This window comes from Pseudoroseomonas cervicalis (assembly GCF_030818485.1).
GTDB lineage: Bacteria > Pseudomonadota > Alphaproteobacteria > Acetobacterales > Acetobacteraceae > Pseudoroseomonas > Pseudoroseomonas cervicalis_A.
Window position 1 is genome coordinate 3,387,501 of record NZ_JAUTAJ010000004.1, and the last position, 20,354, is coordinate 3,407,854.

The 20,354-nt window shown below is 71.2% G+C and carries 13 protein-coding genes, 1 tRNA gene and 2 rRNA genes (1 of these 16 only partly in view); 13 read left to right on the forward strand and 3 right to left on the reverse strand.

The genetic code is table 11. The features are described from left to right. The 8 genes from QE401_RS19865 to QE401_RS19900 all read left to right on the forward strand — a co-directional run. Positions 1 to 2,455, forward strand: a 23S ribosomal RNA gene (locus tag QE401_RS19865); it begins 281 nt to the left of the window's first position. A 123-nt stretch (positions 2,456 to 2,578) separates the two neighbouring features. Then, positions 2,579 to 2,693, forward strand: a 5S ribosomal RNA gene (gene rrf / locus QE401_RS19870). A 54-nt stretch (positions 2,694 to 2,747) separates the two neighbouring features. Further along, positions 2,748 to 2,821 (forward strand) — tRNA-Met (locus QE401_RS19875). A gap of 104 nt (positions 2,822 to 2,925) precedes the next feature. After that, entirely contained in the window at positions 2,926 to 4,053 is a 1,128-nt protein-coding gene (locus QE401_RS19880; RefSeq protein ID WP_307139827.1) for a Gfo/Idh/MocA family protein, read from the forward strand. Next, positions 4,050 to 5,087 (forward strand): Gfo/Idh/MocA family protein, encoded by a 1,038-nt coding sequence (locus QE401_RS19885; protein ID WP_307139828.1) that lies wholly within the window; start codon positions 4,050 to 4,052, stop codon positions 5,085 to 5,087. Before QE401_RS19880 ends, QE401_RS19885 begins: the two co-directional genes overlap by 4 nt. Before the next feature lie 45 nt (positions 5,088 to 5,132). Further along, entirely contained in the window at positions 5,133 to 7,928 is a 2,796-nt protein-coding gene (locus QE401_RS19890; RefSeq protein ID WP_307139829.1) for a phosphoenolpyruvate carboxylase, read from the forward strand. A 143-nt stretch (positions 7,929 to 8,071) separates the two neighbouring features. After that, a complete protein-coding gene (locus tag QE401_RS19895; protein WP_307139830.1) occupies positions 8,072 to 9,079 on the forward strand; it encodes an SPFH domain-containing protein in 1,008 nt (335 codons plus the stop codon). After that, positions 9,076 to 9,483 (forward strand): NfeD family protein, encoded by a 408-nt coding sequence (locus tag QE401_RS19900; RefSeq protein ID WP_307139831.1) that lies wholly within the window; start codon positions 9,076 to 9,078, stop codon positions 9,481 to 9,483. Before QE401_RS19895 ends, QE401_RS19900 begins: the two co-directional genes overlap by 4 nt. Before the next feature lie 20 nt (positions 9,484 to 9,503). Here the strand turns inward: QE401_RS19900 and xdhB are convergent, their stop codons facing one another. Together xdhB and QE401_RS19910 are read right to left on the reverse strand one after the other, a co-directional pair. Further along, positions 9,504 to 11,831, reverse strand: a complete 2,328-nt coding sequence (gene xdhB / locus QE401_RS19905; RefSeq protein ID WP_307139832.1) for a xanthine dehydrogenase molybdopterin binding subunit — start codon at positions 11,829 to 11,831, stop codon at positions 9,504 to 9,506. Beyond that, the gene (locus QE401_RS19910; protein WP_307139833.1) at positions 11,828 to 13,216 is read right to left on the reverse strand and encodes a xanthine dehydrogenase small subunit; all 1,389 of its coding nucleotides are present in this window, start codon (positions 13,214 to 13,216) and stop codon (positions 11,828 to 11,830) included. Before QE401_RS19910 ends, xdhB begins: the two co-directional genes overlap by 4 nt. A 389-nt stretch (positions 13,217 to 13,605) precedes the next feature. Between QE401_RS19910 and hemN the strand changes: the two genes are divergently transcribed. From hemN to arfB, 5 genes are all read left to right on the forward strand, one after another. Next, entirely contained in the window at positions 13,606 to 14,931 is a 1,326-nt protein-coding gene (gene hemN, locus QE401_RS19915) for an oxygen-independent coproporphyrinogen III oxidase (RefSeq protein WP_307139834.1), read from the forward strand. A gap of 117 nt (positions 14,932 to 15,048) precedes the next feature. Then, a complete protein-coding gene (locus tag QE401_RS19920) occupies positions 15,049 to 17,019 on the forward strand; it encodes a hypothetical protein (protein ID WP_307139835.1) in 1,971 nt (656 codons plus the stop codon). Between the two features lie 8 nt (positions 17,020 to 17,027). Next, positions 17,028 to 17,942 carry a DUF2272 domain-containing protein gene (locus QE401_RS19925; protein WP_307139836.1) on the forward strand — a complete coding sequence of 305 codons (915 nt, stop codon included), beginning with the start codon at positions 17,028 to 17,030 and terminating at the stop codon, positions 17,940 to 17,942. Beyond that, positions 17,939 to 19,066: an NADH:flavin oxidoreductase/NADH oxidase gene (locus QE401_RS19930; RefSeq protein WP_307139837.1), complete on the forward strand. Its 1,128-nt coding sequence runs from the start codon at positions 17,939 to 17,941 to the stop codon at positions 19,064 to 19,066. The genes QE401_RS19925 and QE401_RS19930 overlap by 4 nt, the downstream gene beginning before the upstream one ends. Before the next feature lie 17 nt (positions 19,067 to 19,083). Next, the gene (arfB, locus tag QE401_RS19935; protein ID WP_307139838.1) at positions 19,084 to 19,512 is read left to right on the forward strand and encodes an alternative ribosome rescue aminoacyl-tRNA hydrolase ArfB; all 429 of its coding nucleotides are present in this window, start codon (positions 19,084 to 19,086) and stop codon (positions 19,510 to 19,512) included. Positions 19,513 to 19,595: 83 nt separating this feature from the next. On the opposite strand, the gene QE401_RS19940 is transcribed toward arfB, so the two are convergent. Next, positions 19,596 to 20,351 (reverse strand): ABC transporter ATP-binding protein, encoded by a 756-nt coding sequence (locus tag QE401_RS19940; RefSeq protein ID WP_307139839.1) that lies wholly within the window; start codon positions 20,349 to 20,351, stop codon positions 19,596 to 19,598. Positions 20,352 to 20,354 lie beyond the last annotated feature (3 nt).

Sequence of the window (20,354 nt, forward strand, 5' to 3'; positions counted from 1 at the left end):
GTCGAACAGTCTGGAAAGTCTGGCCAGAGCGGGTGATAGCCCCGTAGGCGAAAGACTTGCAAAGATCCTTGAGTAGGGCGGGGCACGTGAAACCCTGTCTGAACATAGGGGGACCACCCTCTAAGCCTAAATACTCCTTGGTGACCGATAGTGCACAAGTACCGTGAGGGAAAGGTGAAAAGCACCCCGACAAGGGGAGTGAAAGAGACCTGAAACCGAACGCCTACAAGCAGTCGGAGCTCCCTCGTGGAGTGACGGCGTACCTTTTGTATAATGGGTCCGCGAGTTTCTGTTTGCAGCAAGCTTAAGCCGTTAGGTGTAGGCGCAGCGAAAGCGAGTCCGAACAGGGCGCCGAGTTGCAGGCAGAAGACCCGAAACCGAGTGATCTAGCCATGGCCAGGCTGAAGGTGGGGTAACACCTACTGGAGGGCCGAACCCACGCCTGTTGAAAAAGTCGGGGATGAGCTGTGGCTAGGGGTGAAAGGCCAATCAAACTCGGAAATAGCTGGTTCTCCGCGAAATCTATTGAGGTAGATCGTCAGGCGAACACCGCCGGAGGTAGAGCACCGGAAGGGCTAGGGGGACCCAAAGTCCTACCAAACCCTACCGAACTCCGAATGCCGGTGAGTGCTACCTGGCAGACAGACAGTGGGTGCTAAGGTCCATTGTCGAGAGGGAAACAGCCCAGACCAACAGCTAAGGCCCCCAAATCGTGGCTAAGTGGGAAAGCATGTGAGACGGCCAAAACAACCAGGAGGTTGGCTTAGAAGCAGCCATCCTTTAAAGAAAGCGTAATAGCTCACTGGTCTAATAGCTGTCTTGCGGCGAAAATGTAACGGGGCTCAAGCCACGTGCCGAAGCTTTGGGTGCTCGTAAGAGCGCGGTAGCGGAGCGTTCCGTAAGCCTGCGAAGGTGAACCGTGAGGTTTGCTGGAGGTATCGGAAGTGCGAATGCGGACATGAGTAGCGACAAAGAGGGTGAGAACCCCTCTCGCCGAAAGTCCAAGGGTTCCTGCGCAAGGCCAATCCGCGCAGGGTGAGCCGGCCCCTAAGGCGAGGGCGACAGCCGTAGCCGATGGAAACCAGGTGAATATTCCTGGGCCTGTCAGAAGTGACGAGTGTGAAACGTTGTCTCTCCTTATCGGATTGGAGAGGCTGCCAGATCACTCCAGGAAATAGCTCTGACATATAGACCGTACCCGAAACCGACACAGGTGGACTGGTTGAGTATACCGAGGCGCTTGAGAGAACCATGCTGAAGGAACTAGGCAAATTACTCGCGTAACTTCGGGATAAGCGAGACCCACCATTGGGCAACCAGCGGTGGGTGGCACAGACCAGGGGGTGGCGACTGTTTAGTAAAAACACAGGGCTCTGCGAAATCGAGAGATGACGTATAGGGTCTGACGCCTGCCCGGTGCCGGAAGGTTAAGGGGAGGAGTGCAAGCTCCGAACCGAAGCCCCGGTAAACGGCGGCCGTAACTATAACGGTCCTAAGGTAGCGAAATTCCTTGTCGGGTAAGTTCCGACCTGCACGAATGGCGTAACGACCTCCCCACTGTCTCCAGCATGGGCTCAGCGAAATTGAATTCCCCGTGAAGATGCGGGGTACCCGTGGTCAGACGGAAAGACCCTATGAACCTTTACTGCAACTTCGCAGTGGTGCCAGGAAGGGGCTGTGTAGGATAGGTGGGAGGCTATGAAACCGGGGCGCCAGCTTCGGCGGAGCCATCCTTGAAATACCACCCTGCGCCTTTCTGGCATCTAACTGAGCCCCGTATAGCCGGGGCCAGGACCCTGCGTGGCGGGCAGTTTGACTGGGGCGGTCGCCTCCCAAATGGTAACGGAGGCGCGCGATGGTGGGCTCAAGCCGGTCGGACATCGGCTGTTGAGTGCAAAGGCATAAGCCCGCCTGACTGTGAGCGCGACAGCGCGAACAGAGACGAAAGTCGGCCTTAGTGATCCGGTGGTCCCGCGTGGAAGGGCCATCGCTCAACGGATAAAAGGTACTCTAGGGATAACAGGCTGATCTCCCCCAAGAGTCCACATCGACGGGGAGGTTTGGCACCTCGATGTCGGCTCATCGCATCCCGGGGCTGGAGCAGGTCCCAAGGGTTCGGCTGTTCGCCGATTAAAGCGGTACGTGAGCTGGGTTTAGAACGTCGTGAGACAGTTCGGTCCCTATCTGCCATGGGTGTTGGAGACTTGCGAGGATCTGTCCCTAGTACGAGAGGACCGGGATGGACGTACCTCTGGTGCACCAGTTGTTCCGCCAGGAGCATCGCTGGGTAGCTAAGTACGGAACGGATAACCGCTGAAGGCATCTAAGCGGGAAACCAGCCTCTAAACGAGGTCTCCCCAAGGGCCGTGGAAGACCACCACGTCGATAGGCCGCATGTATACGCCTGGTAACAGGCTCAGCTAAGCGGTCCTAATAGCCCAAACGATCTCATCTCTCCCATCGCTGTCGGCCTCAAAACCGACACCGCACGCAGCACCAATCCGCACTCACACTCACTCACATCACCAAATCAGACACACCATCCGTTCACACCCAAAAAGAAGATCCGGCTTGGTGGCCTGGTGGCCATCGCGGGGTTGATACACCCGATCCCATCCCGAACTCGGCCGTGAAACACCCCAGCGCCCATGGTACTTCGCCTCAAGGCGCGGGAGAGTAGGTCGCCGCCAGGCCACCAAGCCGGACCTTCTTTTTGGTTTCCACCATGAACGGAACAAACCCACCACCGCGGGGTGGAGCAGCCCGGTAGCTCGTCAGGCTCATAACCTGAAGGTCACAGGTTCAAATCCTGTCCCCGCATCCCATCGCCCGAACAGATCAGTCCAAGGCACAGCGCAACCACGCTGTGCCTTTTCGCGCTTGCCCCCAGGCTGTAGACAGCCAGGAACCAGCCAGGGGATGCGCATGAAGGGCAGCGTCGCAATCATCGGCACCGGCTTCGTGGCCGATCTCTACATGCGCGGGCTGCAGACCTTCCCCGGCATCACCCTCCTCGCCGCGCATGACATCGATGCCGGCCGGCTGCAGGCCTTCTGCGCCCATTGGAAGGTGCCCGCTGCCGCCACGCTGGAAGAGGTCTTCGCGGCGAAGCCGGACCTGATCCTCAACCTGACCAACCCGCACGCGCATTACGCCGTCAGCCGCGCCTGCCTGGAGGCGGGCTTCCCCGTCTGGTCGGAAAAGCCGCTGGCGACCAAGCTCGAGGATGCCGAGACGCTGCACGCCCTGGCCGCCGAGCGCGGCCTGCCGATCGCCTCCGCCCCCTGCAGCCTGCTGGGCGAGGCGGCGCAGACCGCCTGGCTGGCGCTGCGCCGCGGCCTGATCGGCCAGCCCCGCCTGGCCTATGCCGAGCTGGATGACGGCTTCATCACCCAGGCCCCCTATCAGCACTGGATCAGCGAATCGGGCGCCCCCTGGCCGGCGCAGGACGAATTCGCGGTCGGCTGCACGCTGGAGCATGCCGGCTACTACCTGACCTGGCTGATGGCCATGTTCGGCCCGGTGCGCCAGGTCGTCGCCGCCTCGGCCCACACCGCCGGCGTGCCGCTCGCGGATGGCAGCCCGGCGGCGCCGGATTTCTCGGTGGCCACGCTGTTTTTCGAGTCGGGCATGGTGGCGCGGCTGACCTGCAGCATCGTCGCCAGGCATGATCACGGCCTGCGCATCTTCGGCGATGACGGCACGCTGGAGCTGAAGGAATGCTGGGCCAATGACGCGCCGGTGCGCATCCGCCGCCGCCTGCGCATCCGCCGGCGCCTGGTGGAACTGCCCTTCACCAGGCGCTTCCGCATCAAGGGCCCGACCCATCCCAAGACCGGGCGGCGCGGCGCCGCCAGCATGAATTTCGCCCTCGGCCCGGCCGAGCTGCTCGCCGCCATGGCCGAGGGGCGCAAGCCCGTGCTGGATGCCGATTTCGCCCTGCACCTGACCGAGGTGACGCTGGCCATCCAGGATGCGGGCGACCAGGGCAGCGCCCGCCCGATCAAGAGCCGCTTCGCCCCCGTCTCCCCGATGCCCTGGGCCGCGGCATGAGCCCCCGCCCGCTCGGCTTCGGCATCATTGGCACCGGCGGCATGGCCGCCCGCATGGCGGGCACGCTGCGCGCCCTGCCGGGGGTCAGCCTGCTCGGCGTCGCCTCCAACAGCGGCCGGGCGCCGGATTTCGCGGCGCGTCATGGCATCGCCAGCGCGCATGCCTCGGCCGAGTCGCTGCTGGCCCTGCCGGGGCTCGACGCCGTCTATGTCGGCAATGCCAATCGCGACCATGCCGCCGCCATCCTGGCCGCCGCGCGGGCCGGCAAGGCGGTGCTGTGCGAGAAGCCCTTCGCCCTTGGCCAGGCCGAGGGCGCCCAGGTGCTGGAGGCGGTGCAGCGCGCCGGCATCCTGTTCATGGAGGCGATCGCGCCGCCCTTCCTGCCGGCGCATCAGCGCCTGGCCGGGCACGCCACCGGGCGGGACGCGCCGCTGCAGCTGAGTGCCAGCTTCGGCTACCCCGAGGATGCGGCGCTGCGCCCCGGCCTGTTCGCCGCCGGCGCGCTGCGCGACCGCGGCATCTACCTGCTGGCCCTCGCGCTGCGCCTCTGCGGCCCGGTGGAGACGCTGCAGGCCGCCCTGCGCCGCGGCCCCGAGGGGCAGGATCGCGAGGCGGCGCTGCTGCTGCGCCACGCCAATGGCTCGCTCTCCCAGCTCACCGCCTCGCTCGACCGGCTGCTGCCGAATGAGGTGACGCTGGCCGCGCCCGGCGCGCTGTTCCGCCTGCCGGCGCCGATCATGCACCCCGAGGCGCTGCTGACCCTGCCCGCCCCGCCGCCCGCCGCTCAGGGGGGCGAGGTGCCGGGGCAGGGGCTGAAGGCGAAGCTGCGCCGCTCCCCCCTGCTGCGCCGGCTGCGCGCCGCCCTGCCGCAGGGCGGGCGGGAGCATCTGCCCTGGGGCGAGGATCCCTATGCCGCCGAGGCCGCGCATTTCGCCGAGCTGCTGCGCCAGGGGGCGACGCGCAGCCCGATCCTGCCGCCCGAGCTGTCGCTCGACCTGCAGCGGCTGATGGATCAGGCGCTCGAGAGCGGCTGAAAAACCCCGGCGACAAGCTCGTTTCGCGCGTGCAGCATGCCGGGCATGCCGCGTTTCACCGAAGCCGAGCTGATCGCCCTGGTCGCCGCCGCCCGCTCCTCCGCGCGCGGCGACCCTTTCGCCAACCCCGCCCTCTCCGTCGCCCTGGCGCTCAGCCGCAAGCTGGATGACGGGGAGGCCAGCCATGCCGAGCTGGCCGGCCTGCTGCGGCAGCTCGGCCGCGCCGCTTTCCAGGACCGCGCGCGGCGCCTGGCGCATGCGGCCGGCGGCAAGGCCGGGCTCACCGGATCGGACGCGGCGCTGGCCGCCATCGCCCGCCGCGTCGCCCGGCCCGACCCGGAAGACAGCCCGGTGCCGCTGGCCCGCTACCGCGCCGCCTGCGAACGCATCCGCGCCGCCGCCGTCTTCACCGCCCACCCGACCTTCAGCCTGCCGCGCGAGACCGGCCAGGCCCTGGCGCAACAGGCCGGCGGCGTGCCGGCGCCGGAGCCGCTGGCGCTGCGCCCGGCGGCGCCGACGCTGGAACAGGAATTCGAGCAGGCGGCCCAGGCCATCGCCCAGGGCCGCGACGCGCTGGACCGGCTGGCGGCCGCCTTCCTCGGCACCGCGCGGGCCATCTGGCCGGATCGCTGGACGACGCTGGATCCGCGCCCGGTCATCCTGGCCTCCTGGGTCGGCTATGACACGGATGGCCGCACCGATATCGGCTGGCAGGACACGCTGCGGCTGCGGCTGCGCATGAAGCGGCTGCAGCTGGCGCGGCTGGAAGCGCAGCTGGCCGACCTGCCGGAGGATTGCACCGCCGGCTTGCGCGCCCGCCTGGCCGAGGCGCTGGGCGCGGTGGAAGCCCAGATCGCCGCCTGCCCACCGCCCGGCCCGGTGCAGGGCGAGGCCGCCCAGGGCTTCGCCCGCACCCTGCTGGAGCGGCGGGAGGCGGCGCTGACCACCCCGGCGCCGCTGCTGGCCCTGTTCCCCGCCGCCATCGCCGCGGCGCCGGAGGAGCAGACGCGGCAGGCGCTGTGCATCGCCCGGGCCGGGCTGGTGGCGCATGGGCTGTCGCTGGCGCACACCCATGTGCGGCTGAACGCGGCGCAGCTGCACAATGCCGCGCGGCTGCGCTTCCCGCATCTGGGCAGCGGGCCGGAGGACCCGGCGCGCCGCCGCGCCCTGTTCGCCGCCATCAACACCGCGCTGGAGGAGGCCCAGGCCGAGCCGGTCGACACCGGCGGGCTGATGGCCGAGCAGGCCTCGGCGGCGCGGCTGATGATGACGGTCGCGCAGATCACCAAGCATATCGATGCCAGCCAGCCGGTGCGCTTCCTCGTGGCCGAGACGGAGAGCGGCTACACCCTGCTCGCCGCCCTGCTGCTGGCCCGCCTCGCCGGCGTCGAGGACCAGGTCGAGATCTCGCCCCTGTTCGAGACCGCGGAGGCGCTGGAGCAGCGCGGCGAGCGGGTGGTGGAGGAGGCGCTGCGCAGCCCGCAATGGCGCGCGCATCTGGCGCGCGTCGGGCGGCTCTGCCTGCAATTCGGCTATTCCGATTCCGGGCGCTATGTCGGCCAGGTCGCCGCCACCCATCTGATCGAGCGGCTGAAGCTGCGCATCGTCGAGCTGCTGGCCCGCCACGGGCTGACCCAGCTCGAGGTGGTGCTGTTCGACACGCATGGCGAGGGCCTCGGCCGTGGCGGCCATCCGGACGGGCTGGCGGCGCGCTTCGACTATCTGGACCCGCCGGCGGTGCGCGCCGCCTTCGCCGCGCGCGGCATTCCGGCGCGGCTCGAGACCTCCTTCCAGGGCGGCGATGGCTATCTGCTGTTCGGCACGCCGGCGCTGGCCCAGGCGACCATCGCGCGCATCGCCGAGCACGCCTTCGCCCCCCTGCCGGCCGGCGAGCCTGACCCGGTCTATGCCGAGGGCGGTTTCGCCGCCGATCTCTTCGCCGGCGCCCGCGCCGCCTTCGGCGCGCTGGTGGAGGATCCGGGCTATGCCGCGCTGCTCGGCGCCTTCGGCCCGGCGCTGCTGGACCGCACCGGCTCGCGCCCGGCCAACCGGCAGAGCGATGCGGGCGGCCCCATCGCCATCCGCCACCCGCGCGAGCTGCGCGCCATCCCCAACAACGCCGTGCTGCAGCAGCTGGGCTTCCTGGCGAACCTGATGCACGGGCTCGGCCAGGGGGCGCTGCAGGAGCACGACACCTTCGCCGAGTTGCTGCAGGACAGCCCGCGCTTCGCCAATGCCCTGGCCTTCGCCCGTGCCGGCCTGGCCCTGTCGGATGCGGACGTGCTGCGCGGCTATGTCGCCAGCCTGGATCCCGGCACCTGGCTGGACCGCGCGGCGCAGAGCCGCCGGCCCGGCCGCGCCGCCGCCCTGCTGGCGGTGGCCCGCGCGCTGGAGGAGCTGGAGCTGGGCGACCCGGCGCGCGCGGTGCTGCGCCGGCTGAAGGCGGATGACCTGGCGCTGCGCGCCGCCTGGCCGGGCGGCGCGCCGGGCATGAGCGACCGGCTGTTTGCCCTGCACGCGCTGCGGCTCTGCCTGATCCACCGCATCTGGCTGATCGCGGTGACCGTGCCGGATTTCTCGCCGCGGCACGGGCTGACGCGGGAAGGGCTGGTGCGGCGCCTGCTGCGGCTGGATGTGGAGGCGGCGGTGGAACTGCTGGAGCAGGTCTTCCCGGCGCAGGACCCGCCCGAGGCGTCGCTGGACTTCGCCGAGCCGGCCTCACCCCGGCATGGCGGTTATGGCCAGGAGCAGGCGGAGATCATCCGGCCATTGCGCGAACTTTTCGCGCTGGTGCGGGAGGTGTCGGCCGTGGTCTCGCTGGAATGCGGAGGCTTCGGATAAGCCCTTCTTTATTCTGAAGACTTTTTTCAGTTTGGCGTCCCGCTTCAGGCCTGAGGCGGGACGCCAAACTGGCAGAAAGTTTTTTGGTTCTTTTTTTCAAAAAAGAACATCTTCCGCGCTTCATAGGCCGAGGGAGAGAGCGCATGGAGTTCGGAGTGAGCGGCACGCTGATCGTGCTGGTGGTGCTGGTGGCGCTGGCCATCCTGACGGCGTTCAAGGGCATCCGCACCGTGCCGCAGGGCGAGTCCTGGACGGTGGAGCGGTTCGGTGCCTTCACCCACACGCTGCAGCCCGGGCTGAACTTCATCATCCCCTATATCGACACGATCGGCCGCCGGGTGAATGTGCAGGAGACGGTGCTGGACATCCCCGAGCAGGCGGTGATCACGCGTGACAACGCCAATGTCTCGGTCGATGGCGTGGTCTATTACCGCGTGATGGATCCGGCCAAGGCGGCCTATCAGGTGCAGAACCTGACCCAGGCGCTGACGGCGCTGGCGATGACCAATATCCGCGCCATCATCGGCGAGATGGATCTCGATGCCGCGCTGTCCTCGCGCGACAAGATCAACACGCATCTGCTCTCGGTGCTGGATGGCGCGACCGATCCCTGGGGCGCCAAGGTGACGCGCGTCGAGATCCGCAAGATCGAGCCGCCGGCCAACCTGGTGGCCGCGATGAACACGCAGATGACGGCGGAGCGCGAGCGGCGCGCCATGGTCGCCCGCGCCCAGGGCGAGCGCGAGGCGGCGATCGCCCGCGCCGAGGGCGAGAAGGCGGCGCAGGTGCTGGAGGCCGAGGGCCGTCTGGAAGCGGCGCGGCGCGATGCCGAGGCGCGCGAGCGGCTGGCCCAGGCCGAGGCCGAGGCGACCCGCTCGGTGGCCGCAGCGGCGCGGGATGGCGGCGATGCCGCGCTCGGCTACTTCATCGCCGAGCGCTACATCCAGGCCTTCGGCCAGCTGGCGGCGAACCCCTCCTCCAAGCTGGTGGTGGTGCCGATGGAGGCCTCGGCGCTGGCGGGCGGCATCACCGGCGCGGTGGAGCTGTTCCGCAATGCCGGGGGCGCCGGGCCTGTCGTGCCGCCGGTGGGCGGCGCGCCGCTGGTGTCGCGGCGGCCCGGCTCGGTGCCGGAGGCCGGGCGCGGCGCATGATGGAAGGCTGGGCGATCTGGGTGGTGATCGGGCTGCTCGGCCTCGGGGCCGAGCTGGTGCTGCCCGGCGCCTATCTGGTGTGGGTGGGGGTGGCGGCGCTGGGCACCGGGCTGCTGGTGGCGGTGGTCGATCCTGGCCTGCCGGCGACGCTGGTGGTGTTCGTGGCGCTGCTGGCGGCCGGCATCGCGCTGGGGCTGAGGCGTTTCCGCCAGCACACCACACGGCAGACGCCCAACACGCCGACGTCCGGCCTGGTCGGCCGGCATGGGGTGTGGCTGGGCGCGAGCCGGGTGAGGGTGGGCGATTCCGACTGGCCGGCGCGGCTGGAGGGCGAGGCCGAGCCCGGCCAGGCGGTGCGCGTGCTGGCCGTCGAGGGCATGACCCTGCTGGTCAAGGCCGACTGAAGGCGGGGTCCGGGGAGATCCTATCTCCCCATATCTTCCCTTTGGGGCGGATGGGGTTTGGGGAAGGCAGAGCCTTCCCCAAGGATTCTTTCCGGTGTGGCCGGCAGATCGAGCTTCCGTCCTCCCAGCGCATCGCGCAGCGCGTTCCACACGGCGGTGGCAAGCAGCAGCGGCGGCTCGCCCACCGCCTTGGAGCGGAAGATGGTGTTCACCCGTGCGGGCGCGTCTTCCAGCAGGCGCAGGTTCAGCACCGGCGGCATCTCGCGCGAGCCCGGGATCTTGTAGGTGGAGGGGCCGATGGTGCGCAGCCGGCCGTCCCGGTCCCAGACCAGTTCCTCGCAGGTGAGCCAGCCCAGGCCCTGGAGGAAGGCGCCCTCGATCTGGCCGCGATCGATGGCGGGGTTCAGGCTGCGGCCGCAATCCTGCACCAGGTCGGCGCGCAGCACGCGATGCTCGCCGGTCAGGGTGTCGACCAGCACATCGGCGATGGCGGCGCCGTAGGAGAAGTAGAAGAAGGGATGCCCGCGCATGGCGACCGGGTCCCAGTGGATGTCGGGCGTCCTGTAGAAACCCGTGGCGGAGAGGCTGACGCGCTCCGCCCAGCAGAGCTGCGCCAGCTCGCCGAATTCCATGCTGTGGTTGCCGGCGGTGACGCGGCCTTCGGCGAAGGTGATGTCCTCGACGGAGATGTTCCAGCGCCGCGCCGCGACCTCGGCCATGCGGGCGCGGATGGTGCTGGCGGCGGCGTGGGCGGCCCAGCCATTCAGGTCGCTGCCGGTGCTGGCGGCGGTGGGGGCGGTGTTGGGTACTTCGGCGGTGGAGGTGCCGGTGATGCGGATGCGCTCCACCTCCACGCCGAAGACATCGGCCACCACCTGCGCCACCTTGATGAACAGGCCCTGGCCCATCTCGGTGCCGCCATGGTTCAGGCGGATGGAGCCATCGGTGTAGACATGCACCAGCGCGCCGGCCTGGTTCATCGCCATGATGCCGAAGGAGATGCCGAAGGCGAGCACGAAGCCGCCCAGGCCGCGCCGCAGCGTCGGGTGCGCTGCGTTGAAGGCGTCGATCTCGGCGCGGCGGGCGTTCCAATCGGCGTCCTGCTTCGCCTCCGCCCAGACGCGGCGGATCAGATCGCCTTCCAGGGGCTGGCCATAGGGTGTCTCGGCGCCGTTCGGCCCGCCGGCGAAGTTCCTTTCGCGCACTTCATCGACGCTGAGCCCCGTGGCGCGCGCGACACCGAAAAAAACATCCTCCATCAGCAGCGCGCCCTGCGGCCCGCCGAAGCCGCGGAAGGCGGTGTTGCTGACGGTGTTGGTCTTGCAGGCCAGGCCGGTGATGCGCAGCGCCGGCACGTCATAGGCGTTCAGCGCGTGGGTGACGGCGCGGAAGATGACGCCGCCGGAGAGATCCAGGCTGTGCCCGCCATCGGCGGCCAGCGTCGCGTCCAGCGCCAGGATGCGCCCCGAGGCGTCGCAGCCGGCGCGCCAGCGATAGAGGAAGGGGTGGCGCTTGCCGGTGGCCGCCATGTCCGCCTTGCGGGAGAGGCGCAGCTTCACCGGCCGGCCCGTGGCGCGCGCCGCCAGCGCCGTGGCGGCGGCCAGCCAGGAGGCATTGCTTTCCTTGCCGCCGAAGCCGCCGCCCATGCGCCGGCACTGCACGGTGATGCAGGCGAAATCGCAGCCCAGCACACGGGCGGCGATGTGCTGCACCTCGGTCGGGTGCTGGGTGGAGGAATGCAGGGCGATCTCGCCATCCTCGCCGGGGATGGCCAGGGCGATCTGCCCCTCCAGATAGAAATGCTCCTGCCCGCCGCAGCGGAATTCTTCTTCCAGTTGGATGGGGGCGTCGTTCAATGCTGCCGCCCAGTCGCCGCGCTCGATCACCTGGGGCGGCATCAGCAGGGCGTTGGCGGCCAGCGCGTCCTCGATGGAGAGCACCGGCGGCAGCTGCGTGATCTCGGGCCGCAGCGCGGCGGCGCCGGCCAGCGCCGCGTCGCGCGTGGTGGCGACCACCACAGCGAGGGGCTGGCCCCAATGCTCGACACGATCCTCGGCGAACAGCAGCTCCGCCGCCTTGCCGCTGGGAGAAATATCGTTGCGGCCGGGGATGTCGCGCGGGCCGAGCACGGCCACCACCCCCGGCACCGCCCGCGCCGGCGCCATGTCCAGCGGCGCCAGATGCCCATGCGCCACGGGGGAAAGCGCCAGCGCCGCGTGCAGCAGGCCCGGCGGCTCGGGCAGATCGTCGGTGAAGCGGGCCTCGCCGGTCGCGTGGCGCAGCGCGCTGTCCTGGCGGAGCGAAGCACCCATGCCGGTGCGGCTGGGGCGGATCACGGCGTCGGTCATGCCTGCACCTCCAGCGCCAGATCGGGCCTTGTGGCGCGCCAGAACAGCCGCATCAGCAGCCCCTGCGCGCCGCGCAGCCGGTATTCCGCGCTGCCGCGGCCATCGGAGAGCGGGGCGACATCCCCGGCCAGCGCCTGCGCGGCGGCGGCGAAGCTGGCCTCGGCCAGCGGGGCGCCGGTCAGCGCCGCCTCGGCCCCCGCCGCGCGGAGCACGGTCGCGGCCATGCCGCCAAAGGCCAGCCGGGCCTGGCGGATGCGCCCTTCCTCCAGCTCCAGCAGGAAGGCCGCCGAGACGGTGGAGATGTCCTGGTCGTGCCGCTTCGACAGCTTCTCGCAGGCGAGGATCGCGCCCGGCGGCGGGCGGGGCAGCTCGATCGCGGTGATGAGCTCATCCGGCGCCAGGGCGGTGCGGCGATAGCCGGTGAGGAATTCCGCGACCGGCAGGCTTCGCGCACCCCGCGCGGCGGATTGCAGCTCCACCATGGCACCGAGGGCCAGCAGCGGCGGCAGCGCATCGCCGATCGGCGAGGCGGTGCCGAGATTGCCGCCCAGCGTGCCCATTCCGCGGATCTGCCGCGAGCCCAGCCGCGCCAGCAGCCCGGCCAGCGGCGCCAGCTCGGGCAGGCCGCGCAGCGCCCGCAGCAGCGCCCCATAGGGCAGGGCAGCGCCGATGCGCAGCATGTCCGCCCCGATCTCCAGGCCCCGCAGCTCCGCCACCGCGCCGAGCCCCAGGATGCGCGCCGGCCTCTCCCGGTGCTCGGCGAAGCGCAGGCCGAGATCGGTGCCGCCGGCCAGCAGCCAGGCCTCGGGATACGCCGCGCGCAGCGCCAGCGCCTCGGCCAGCGTCACCGGGGCATGGAAGACTTGGCCGGGAGCGGCCAGCTCGGCCGAGCGCGGGGGCGGCAGGGCAGGGGGCGCGGCGCCGTCATCCTGCACCCCCTCGAACACCGAAAGAATGGGGCGATAGCCGGTGCAGCGGCAGAGATTGCCCGCCAGCGCCTCATGCGCTGGGCCGCCCTCCCGTGCATGCGCCCAGGCGGACATGACGATGCCCGGCGTGCAGAAGCCGCATTGCGTCGCATCGCCCTCCGCCATCGCCCGCTGCACCGGGTGCGGCGCGCCGGGGCGCGACAGCCCCTCCACCGTGCGGATCGCGCGGCCCTGCATCTGGCCCAGCACCGCCAGGCAGGCATTGATCGGGGTGCGGGCGCCATCCGCCTCCTCCAGCACCACGGTGCAGGCGCCGCAATCGCCCTCGGCGCAGCCCTCCTTGGTGCCGGTCAGGCCGGTGGCCCGCAGCCAGTCCAGCAGCGTCGTGCCGGGCAGGGTCTCCGCCGGCAGGGTCCGGGCTTCCCCGTTCAGGATGAAGGCGATGCGCTGGGTCATGCCAGGGATCGAAGCAAAACCAGGGCCAGCCGGGGAGGGGTTAAAGCGATACGCCCCTCCTGAAGCGGCCCGCCTCTCCACCCGACAGCGGCAGCCCGACAGAAAAGTTCTTTTTTGGAAAAAAGAACCAAAAAACTTTTTTCCGTTTGCGGCGCGCCCTGGCTGCCCGCGCAACCCCCCTTCGCAGCGTCCCGCTTCGCAAGGGGACGGCGGCAGCCCGAAAGAAATTTGGAAAAAAGAACCAAAAGACTTTTTCCGTTGGCGGCGCGCCCTTGCTGCCCGCGCCCCGCCCCTTCGCCGCGTCCCGCTTCTCCACAAAACGGCGGCAGCCCGAAAGAAAATTGATAAGGGTCAAGGAGGCGGGCCACGCAGGGGCGTAACTGGAAAAAATGTCGCCCGAAACCTTCGCCCGCTACGCCGGCGCGGCCCTGCCGCGCTACACCTCCTACCCCACCGCGCCGCATTTCGCGCCGCTGGCGGAGGCCGAGTACCGCGCCTGGCTCTCCGGCATCGCGCCGGGCGACGCGCTCTCGCTCTATGTGCACATCCCCTTCTGCCGCAGCCTCTGCTGGTATTGCGGCTGCCACACGGCGGTGACGCGCATGCCGGCGCGGCTGGCCCGCTACAGCGACGGGCTGCTGGCCGAGGCCGCGCTGCTGGCGGCGGCGCTGCCGGCGCATGGCGGTGTCTCCGCGCTGCATCTGGGCGGCGGCACCCCCTCCTCGATCGGGGCGGAAGGGCTGTCGCGCCTGCTGGCCGCGCTGCGCAGGCACTTCCCCTTCCGCGACACTGCCGAGCTGGCGATCGAGCTGGACCCGCGCGTGCTGACGCCGGTGATCGCCGATGCGCTGGCCGAGGGCGGCATCACCCGCGCCAGCCTCGGCGTGCAGGATATCGACCCGGAGGTGCAGGCGCGCATCGGCCGCATCCAGCCCTCCGAGCAGGTGGCGCGCGCGGTGGCGCTGCTGCGGGAGCGCGGCATCGGCGCCATCAACCTGGACCTGATGTATGGCCTGCCCGGCCAGGGCGTGGCGGAGGCCGAGGCCAGCGCCCGCTTCGCGGCGGAGCTGGGGGCCGACCGGGTGGCGGTGTTCGGCTACGCCCATGTGCCCTGGATGAAGCCGGCGCAGAACGCCATCGATGCGCGGATGCTGCCGGGGGCGGAGGACCGCCTGGCCCAGGCGGAGGCCGCGGCCTCGGTGCTGGAGGCCGCCGGCTACCAGCGCATCGGCCTGGATCATTTCGCCCGGCCCACGGACCCGATGGCGCGCGCCGCCCTGGCCGGCGCGTTGCGGCGCAACTTCCAGGGCTACACCACGGATGCGGCGCCGGTGCTGCTCGGGCTCGGCGCCTCCTCGATCGGCCGGCTGCCGGCGGGCTTCGCCCAGAACATCGCCGATGAGCGCGGCTGGCTGGCCGAGATCGAGGCCGGGCGGCTCGCCATCGCCCGCGGCCGCGCGCTCACCGAGGAGGACCGCCAGCGCGCCAGCCTGATCGAGCGGCTGATGTGCGACCTCGCCTTGCCGCTGCGCGCGGTGCCGGAGACCGTGCTGGAGGCGGCGCGGCCGCGCCTGGCGCCGCTGCTGGCGGATGGTGTGGTGGCTGAGCGCGAGGGGCGGCTCGAGGTGACGGAGCGGCGCTTCCTGCGCCATGCGGCGGCGGCGTTCGACGCCTATCTCGGCCAGGGGCCGGGGCGGCACAGCAAGGCGGTGTAAGGCCGCTCCGCCGGGCGTGAGCGGCAAAGCGCGGCGCGGCACGACGCGGCGGGATGCGCCGCGCGCCGCCGCGGCCTATCATGCGGCGCCGAGACTTGAACGGAGCCGGACACAGCCATGGCCGAGATGCTGCGCACACCCGAGCGGGACCGCCTGATCGCCTATCTGGAGCAGAGCCTGCAGCGCGGCCTCACGCTGGGCGGGCGGGAGGTGGTGGCGCTGCGCGAGACGCATGGCCATTTCCCGACCGCCGCCTGGTGCTGGAGCGCCGACACCGCCGCGGCGGTGGAGCTGCTGGCCCAGCCCGGCCTGCGCCCGCGCTGGGCGAAGCTGTGCGACGGGCTGACCGATTTCCTGCTGGCGATGGGCGAGGGCCGGGTGCTGTCCCGCCGCGTCGCGCCGCCGGAGCTGCAGGTGCTGAGCGAGGATCCGCGCAACCTGCACATCGTCACCGCCACGCATGAATACCGCGGCGATTTGTCGCGCGGCCGGCTGCGCCAGTCGCTGCGCGCCAGCCCGATCACCCGGGCGCTCGACTATACCGGCCATCTGGTCGAGTTCCGCCTGGGGCGCGAGCGCTTCTGCCTCGATGTCGAGGAGACCATCGTCGAGCAGGGGGTGCGGCGCGAGGGCGATGCCGTGCTCCTGTTCCATGAGAGTGCGCTGGCGGTGAAGGCCGGGCTGCTGCTGAAGAAGCAGCGCGCCATCGGCAGGCTGCGCTACGAATACCGCATCGCCGCCGGCGATCCGCGCCTGCACCTGGCCGTGACGCTGCGCGCCGAGCCGGGTGTCAGCCTGACGCGCATCCGCCTGACCACGGCGGTGGACGAGCTCTCGGCCGATCCGCAGCGGGTCTTCGCGCATCTGGGCCTCGGCGCCGGCGGCGCCCACCGCCACCCCGCCGCGCCGGAGGGCGAGGCCACCGCCACGCTGCAGGAGGGCGCGACCGAACTGGTCAGCCTGGTCGAGGACCTGCTGCCGGCCGAGGCGCTCGGCCTGCATATCGCGCCCGCGGCGCCGCAGGCGGTGGTGAATGTGAAGCTGCAGGCCCGCCAGGGCCGGCCGCACTGGCTGCTGCTGCGGCATGGGCGCGACAGCCTGGAGGGCGGCCAGAGCTTCACCGCGCAGGAGGCCCGGCTGCTGACCGGCGGCACCGACCGCGCGGCGCTGGCCGACTACGCCGCGCTGCTGCGCGACCCGGGGCTGGGCTCCGGCCGCGACCCGGGCCTGACCATGGACCCCGGCGTGGCGCTGAACGCGGTGGCCACCCAGCTGCTGCACGACGCCGCCGGCGGCTATGAGGAGCGGCTGGAGCCGGCGCGCCGTGCCAGCCTGCGCGCCTGGTATGACCGCCATCTGGAGGCGATGTTCCAGGCCATGGGCGAGGGCTCGCCCGAGGGGCTGCGCCCGCGCCGCGCCGTGCTGCGCAGCCTGTCCTTCGCCCTGCTCTCGCTGGACGCCATGCATCGCGCCACGGCGGAGGAGCCCTATGCGCTGCGCCTGGCGCGCGGCCTCGACCTGCTGTTGTCGCTGCAGCAGGGGGAGGAGGCCGGCGGCGCCTTCGCCGAGCCCGGCCAGGCGGCCTATCTGGACGGCCATGCGGCGGCGATGCTGGCGCTGTCGCGCATCGCGCTGCGCTGGCCGGAGCCGCGGCTGCACGCCGCGCTGCGCCGCGGCCTGGCCGCCATCGGCCAGGGCAACATGCAGATCCCGCTGGAGGGCGGCCTGTACCGCATCGACACGCCGTTGGTGCGCAGCCGGCGCGAGGATGGCCGCTGGAGCGAGGATGGCGGCTTCTGGTCCTTCAAGCTCGGCCTGCTGATGCGCGCGCTGCAGGCGCTGCTGCTGGCGCAGAAGCAGGGCGCCGTGCCGCTGGAGCCGGCCGAGATCCAGCGCGCCGAGGCGCTGCGCGACGCCGCCTTCCAGCTGCTGCGCGGCCGGGTGGGGGAGCTGGAGACGGCGCTGGAGCTGCGCACCTCCCCGGTGGCGACCGAGGGCAATGCGGCGACCCAGCCGGTGGTGCTGCTGGGGCTGACCGGCCCGGACGCCGCCATCGCCCGGCTGGCCTCCGCCGAGGCGGCTGCCTGAGACGCCGCATGGCCCGCGCCATCCTGTCGCCTGCCGCCCGCCCCGCCGGCGGGACGGCCCCGCCTGCCCGCCGCCCCGGCGGCGCGGCGCCGCTGCTGCGCCGCGCCGCCGCGCTGCTCGGCCTGCTGCTGGTGGCCGCCTGCGCCGCGCCCCAGCCCGTGGCGCGGCTCGCCCCGCCGCTCTCCTACCCGCCCAGCGTGCGCGAGCGCATGCTGCGCATCGCGCTGGAGGAATGGGCGGAATGGGGCCGCATCACCCTCGACCCCGGCCAGCGCCGCGCCAGCCCCGCCGGCCAGCCCTCGCCGGAAGGCGAGCTGGGCAATTTCCCCCGCGTGCTGGCCTATTGGCGGGCGGTGGACGAGGCCGAGGCGGAGAGCGCCATCGCCCGCAACCGGGTGCGCTACGCCACCGCCCTGGCGCAGCCCGGCGCGCCGGCGGCGCTGTGGAGCGAGCCCGCCTGGTCCGCCGCCTTCATCAGCTACGTCCTGCGCGGCGCCGGCGTGGACCGGCGTGAATTCCCCTCATCCGCCGCGCATGCCTTCTACATCGACGGCATGCTGGCCGATGCCCGCGCCTTCCCCGACGCCGCGCCCTTCCTGCCGCATGACGTGGCGGAGTATGCGCCGCAGCCCGGCGATCTGGTCTGCGCCGACCGCTCCTCCCGCCCGCTGGCCGAGTGGCGGGCGCGGCTGCGCGAGAGCGGCCAGTTCCGCCCGATGCATTGCGACATCGTCGTGGCCGTCCATCCCGGGGTGGTCGAGGCGGTGGGCGGCAATGTCGCCGATGCCGTCACCCTCTCCCGCTTCGCCGCCGATGCGGCGGGGCGGCTGTTGCCACGGGCGCCGGGCGCCCCGACATGGTTCGCCGTGTTCGAGAACCGCCTGGGGCGTCTGCCCCCCTGGAGCTGGAGACCCGCCTCGTGACCGATCTGTTCGAGCCGTTGACCCTGCGCGGCGCGGTGCTGCGCAACCGCATCGGCGTCGCGCCCATGTGCCAGTACAGCTGCGGCCCGGACGGGCTGCCCACCCCCTGGCATCTGGCGCATCTGCATGCCCGCGCCATCGGCGGCGCCGGCCTCGTCATCGCCGAGGCCACCGGCATCTCGCCCGAGGCGCGCATCACGCCCCAGGATCTGGGGCTGTGGAGCGACGCGCATATCCCCGGCCACGCCCAGCTGGTGCGCGCCATGGCCAGCGCCGGCACCGTGCCGGGCATCCAGATCGCCCATGCCGGGCGCAAGGCCAGCACGGCGCAGCCCTGGGTCGGCGGCCTGGCCCGCGACCATGGCTGGCAGCCCGTCGCACCCAGCGCCCTGGCCTTCGAGGGGCTGCACCAGCCGCGCGCCCTGGACGAGGCCGGCATCGCCAAGGTGATCGCCGATTTCGCGGCCACCGCCCGCCGCGCGGTGGCCGCCGGCTACCGCTTCATCGAGATCCATGGCGCGCATGGCTATCTGATCCACCAGTTCCTCTCGCCGCTCTCCAACCAGCGCAACGATGGCTGGGGCGGCGATTTCGCCGGCCGCACCCGGCTGGTGCGCGAGGTGATCCAGGCGGTGCGCGCCGCCATCCCGGATGACGTCGCGCTCGGCCTGCGCCTGTCGCACACCGACTGGGCCGAGGGCGGCTGGAGCACCGAGGAGACGGTGGCCCTCTGCGCCGAGGTGAAGGCGCTCGGCATCGACCTGGTCGACATCTCCTCCGGCGGGCTGGTGGCGCATCAGAAGATCCCGATCGGGCCGGGCTACCAGGTGCCGGGCGCGGCCGCGGTGCGCCAGGGCGCGCCGGGCCTGCCGGTCGCCGCCGTCGGCCTGATCACCGAGCCGCAGCAGGCCCAGGACGTGCTGAGCGAGGGCAAGGCCGACATGGTGCTGCTGGCCCGCGCCACGCTGCGCGACCCCTACTGGCCGCTGCACGCCGCAGCCGCCCTCGGCCGCATGGACCGGGTGACGGTGCCGCCGCAATACGACCGCGCCTGGGGCTCGCTCGGCAAGACGGCGGGGCTGCAGGCGGTGACCGGCGAGCCGCTGCCGCCGCTGGCCGGCTGAGGCCGCGCCCGCACGCCATGGCCCGCATCCCGGTCACCGCCCGCCTCTCCATCGATGAGAGCGAACTGGACGAAAGCTTCGCCCGTGCCTCCGGCGCGGGCGGGCAGAACATCCAGAAGGTGGAGACCATGGTGCAGCTGCGCTTCGACGCGCGGAACTCGCCCAGCCTGCCCGAGCCGGTGCGCGAGCGCCTGCTGAAGCTGGCCGGGCACCGCGCCACGGCGGCGGGGGAGGTGGTGATCACCGCCCAGCAATTCCGCACCCAGGCCCGCAACCGCGAGGATGCGCTGGAACGCATGCTGGAGCTGATCCGCGAGGCCGCCAAGCCACCGCCGCCCAAGCGCCGCGCGACCAGGCCGACGCTGGGCTCGAAGAAGCGGCGGCTGGAAGGCAAGTCGCAGCGCGGCGAGACCAAGCGGCTGCGGGGGAAGCCCACCGGGGACTGAAAAGGAAAAGCCCGGGGGAATGAATTCCCCCGGACCCCCATCTTCTTTCTGTCCGCTGCCGGGCAGGGCGGCGACGGGGTCGCTCAGCCCGCGACCGGCTGCGCCGCCGGGTCGGGGCCCAAAATCTCCTCCACCGTGCCGTCGCCGATGATGCGGCCCTGCTCCAGCTTGATCACCCGCGTGCACCAGCGCCGCACCACGCCCATGTCATGCGTCGCGATCACCAGGATGTCGGCGCCGGTCACCAGCCGCGCCAGCCGCGCCTCCGCCTTGGCCATGAAATCGGCGTCGCCGGCCAGGAACCACTCATCCATCAGCAGGATCTGCGGCGTGATGGCGGTGGCGATGGCGAAGGACAGCCGCACCTGCATGCCGGCCGAATAGCCGCGCGTCGGCATGTCCAGGAACTCGCCAAGGCCGGAGAAGGCGGCGGCATCCGCCTCCAGCGCGGCGATCTCTGCCTCGCTCATGCCCCGGTACAGCCCGCGCAGGCGGATATTCTCCCGCCCCGTGCTGTCCGAATCGATGCCGGCGCTGGGGTCGATCAGCGAGCCGACCTCGCCCACCACCTCGAGCTGCCCGGCCACCGGCTCATAGATGCCGGCCAGGGTGCGCAGCAGCGTCGTCTTGCCGGCGCCATTGGTGCCGACCAGCGCCACACGCTCGCCGCGATGGATCTCGAAATTCAGGTCCTGCAGCGCCGAGACGACGACGCGGTTCGACTCGTCGGTCTTCAGCCGGATCGCCGCCTTGGCCAGCAGCCGCTTCTTCAGGCTGCGCGCGGCCAGGTGGTAGAGCGGGAACTCGATGCGGAGATCGCGGGCTTGGATGCTGGCCACGGT

Coding starts and splice junctions, on each gene's coding strand:
- QE401_RS19880 (WP_307139827.1), top strand. CDS start 2,926: ATGAAGGGCAGCGTCGCAATCATCGGCACCGGCTTCGTGGCCGATCTC.
- QE401_RS19885 (WP_307139828.1), top strand. CDS start 4,050: ATGAGCCCCCGCCCGCTCGGCTTCGGCATCATTGGCACCGGCGGCATG.
- QE401_RS19890 (WP_307139829.1), top strand. CDS start 5,133: ATGCCGCGTTTCACCGAAGCCGAGCTGATCGCCCTGGTCGCCGCCGCC.
- QE401_RS19895 (WP_307139830.1), top strand. CDS start 8,072: ATGGAGTTCGGAGTGAGCGGCACGCTGATCGTGCTGGTGGTGCTGGTG.
- QE401_RS19900 (WP_307139831.1), top strand. CDS start 9,076: ATGATGGAAGGCTGGGCGATCTGGGTGGTGATCGGGCTGCTCGGCCTC.
- xdhB (WP_307139832.1), bottom strand. CDS start 11,831: ATGACCGACGCCGTGATCCGCCCCAGCCGCACCGGCATGGGTGCTTCG.
- QE401_RS19910 (WP_307139833.1), bottom strand. CDS start 13,216: ATGACCCAGCGCATCGCCTTCATCCTGAACGGGGAAGCCCGGACCCTG.
- hemN (WP_307139834.1), top strand. CDS start 13,606: ATGTCGCCCGAAACCTTCGCCCGCTACGCCGGCGCGGCCCTGCCGCGC.
- QE401_RS19920 (WP_307139835.1), top strand. CDS start 15,049: ATGGCCGAGATGCTGCGCACACCCGAGCGGGACCGCCTGATCGCCTAT.
- QE401_RS19925 (WP_307139836.1), top strand. CDS start 17,028: ATGGCCCGCGCCATCCTGTCGCCTGCCGCCCGCCCCGCCGGCGGGACG.
- arfB (WP_307139838.1), top strand. CDS start 19,084: ATGGCCCGCATCCCGGTCACCGCCCGCCTCTCCATCGATGAGAGCGAA.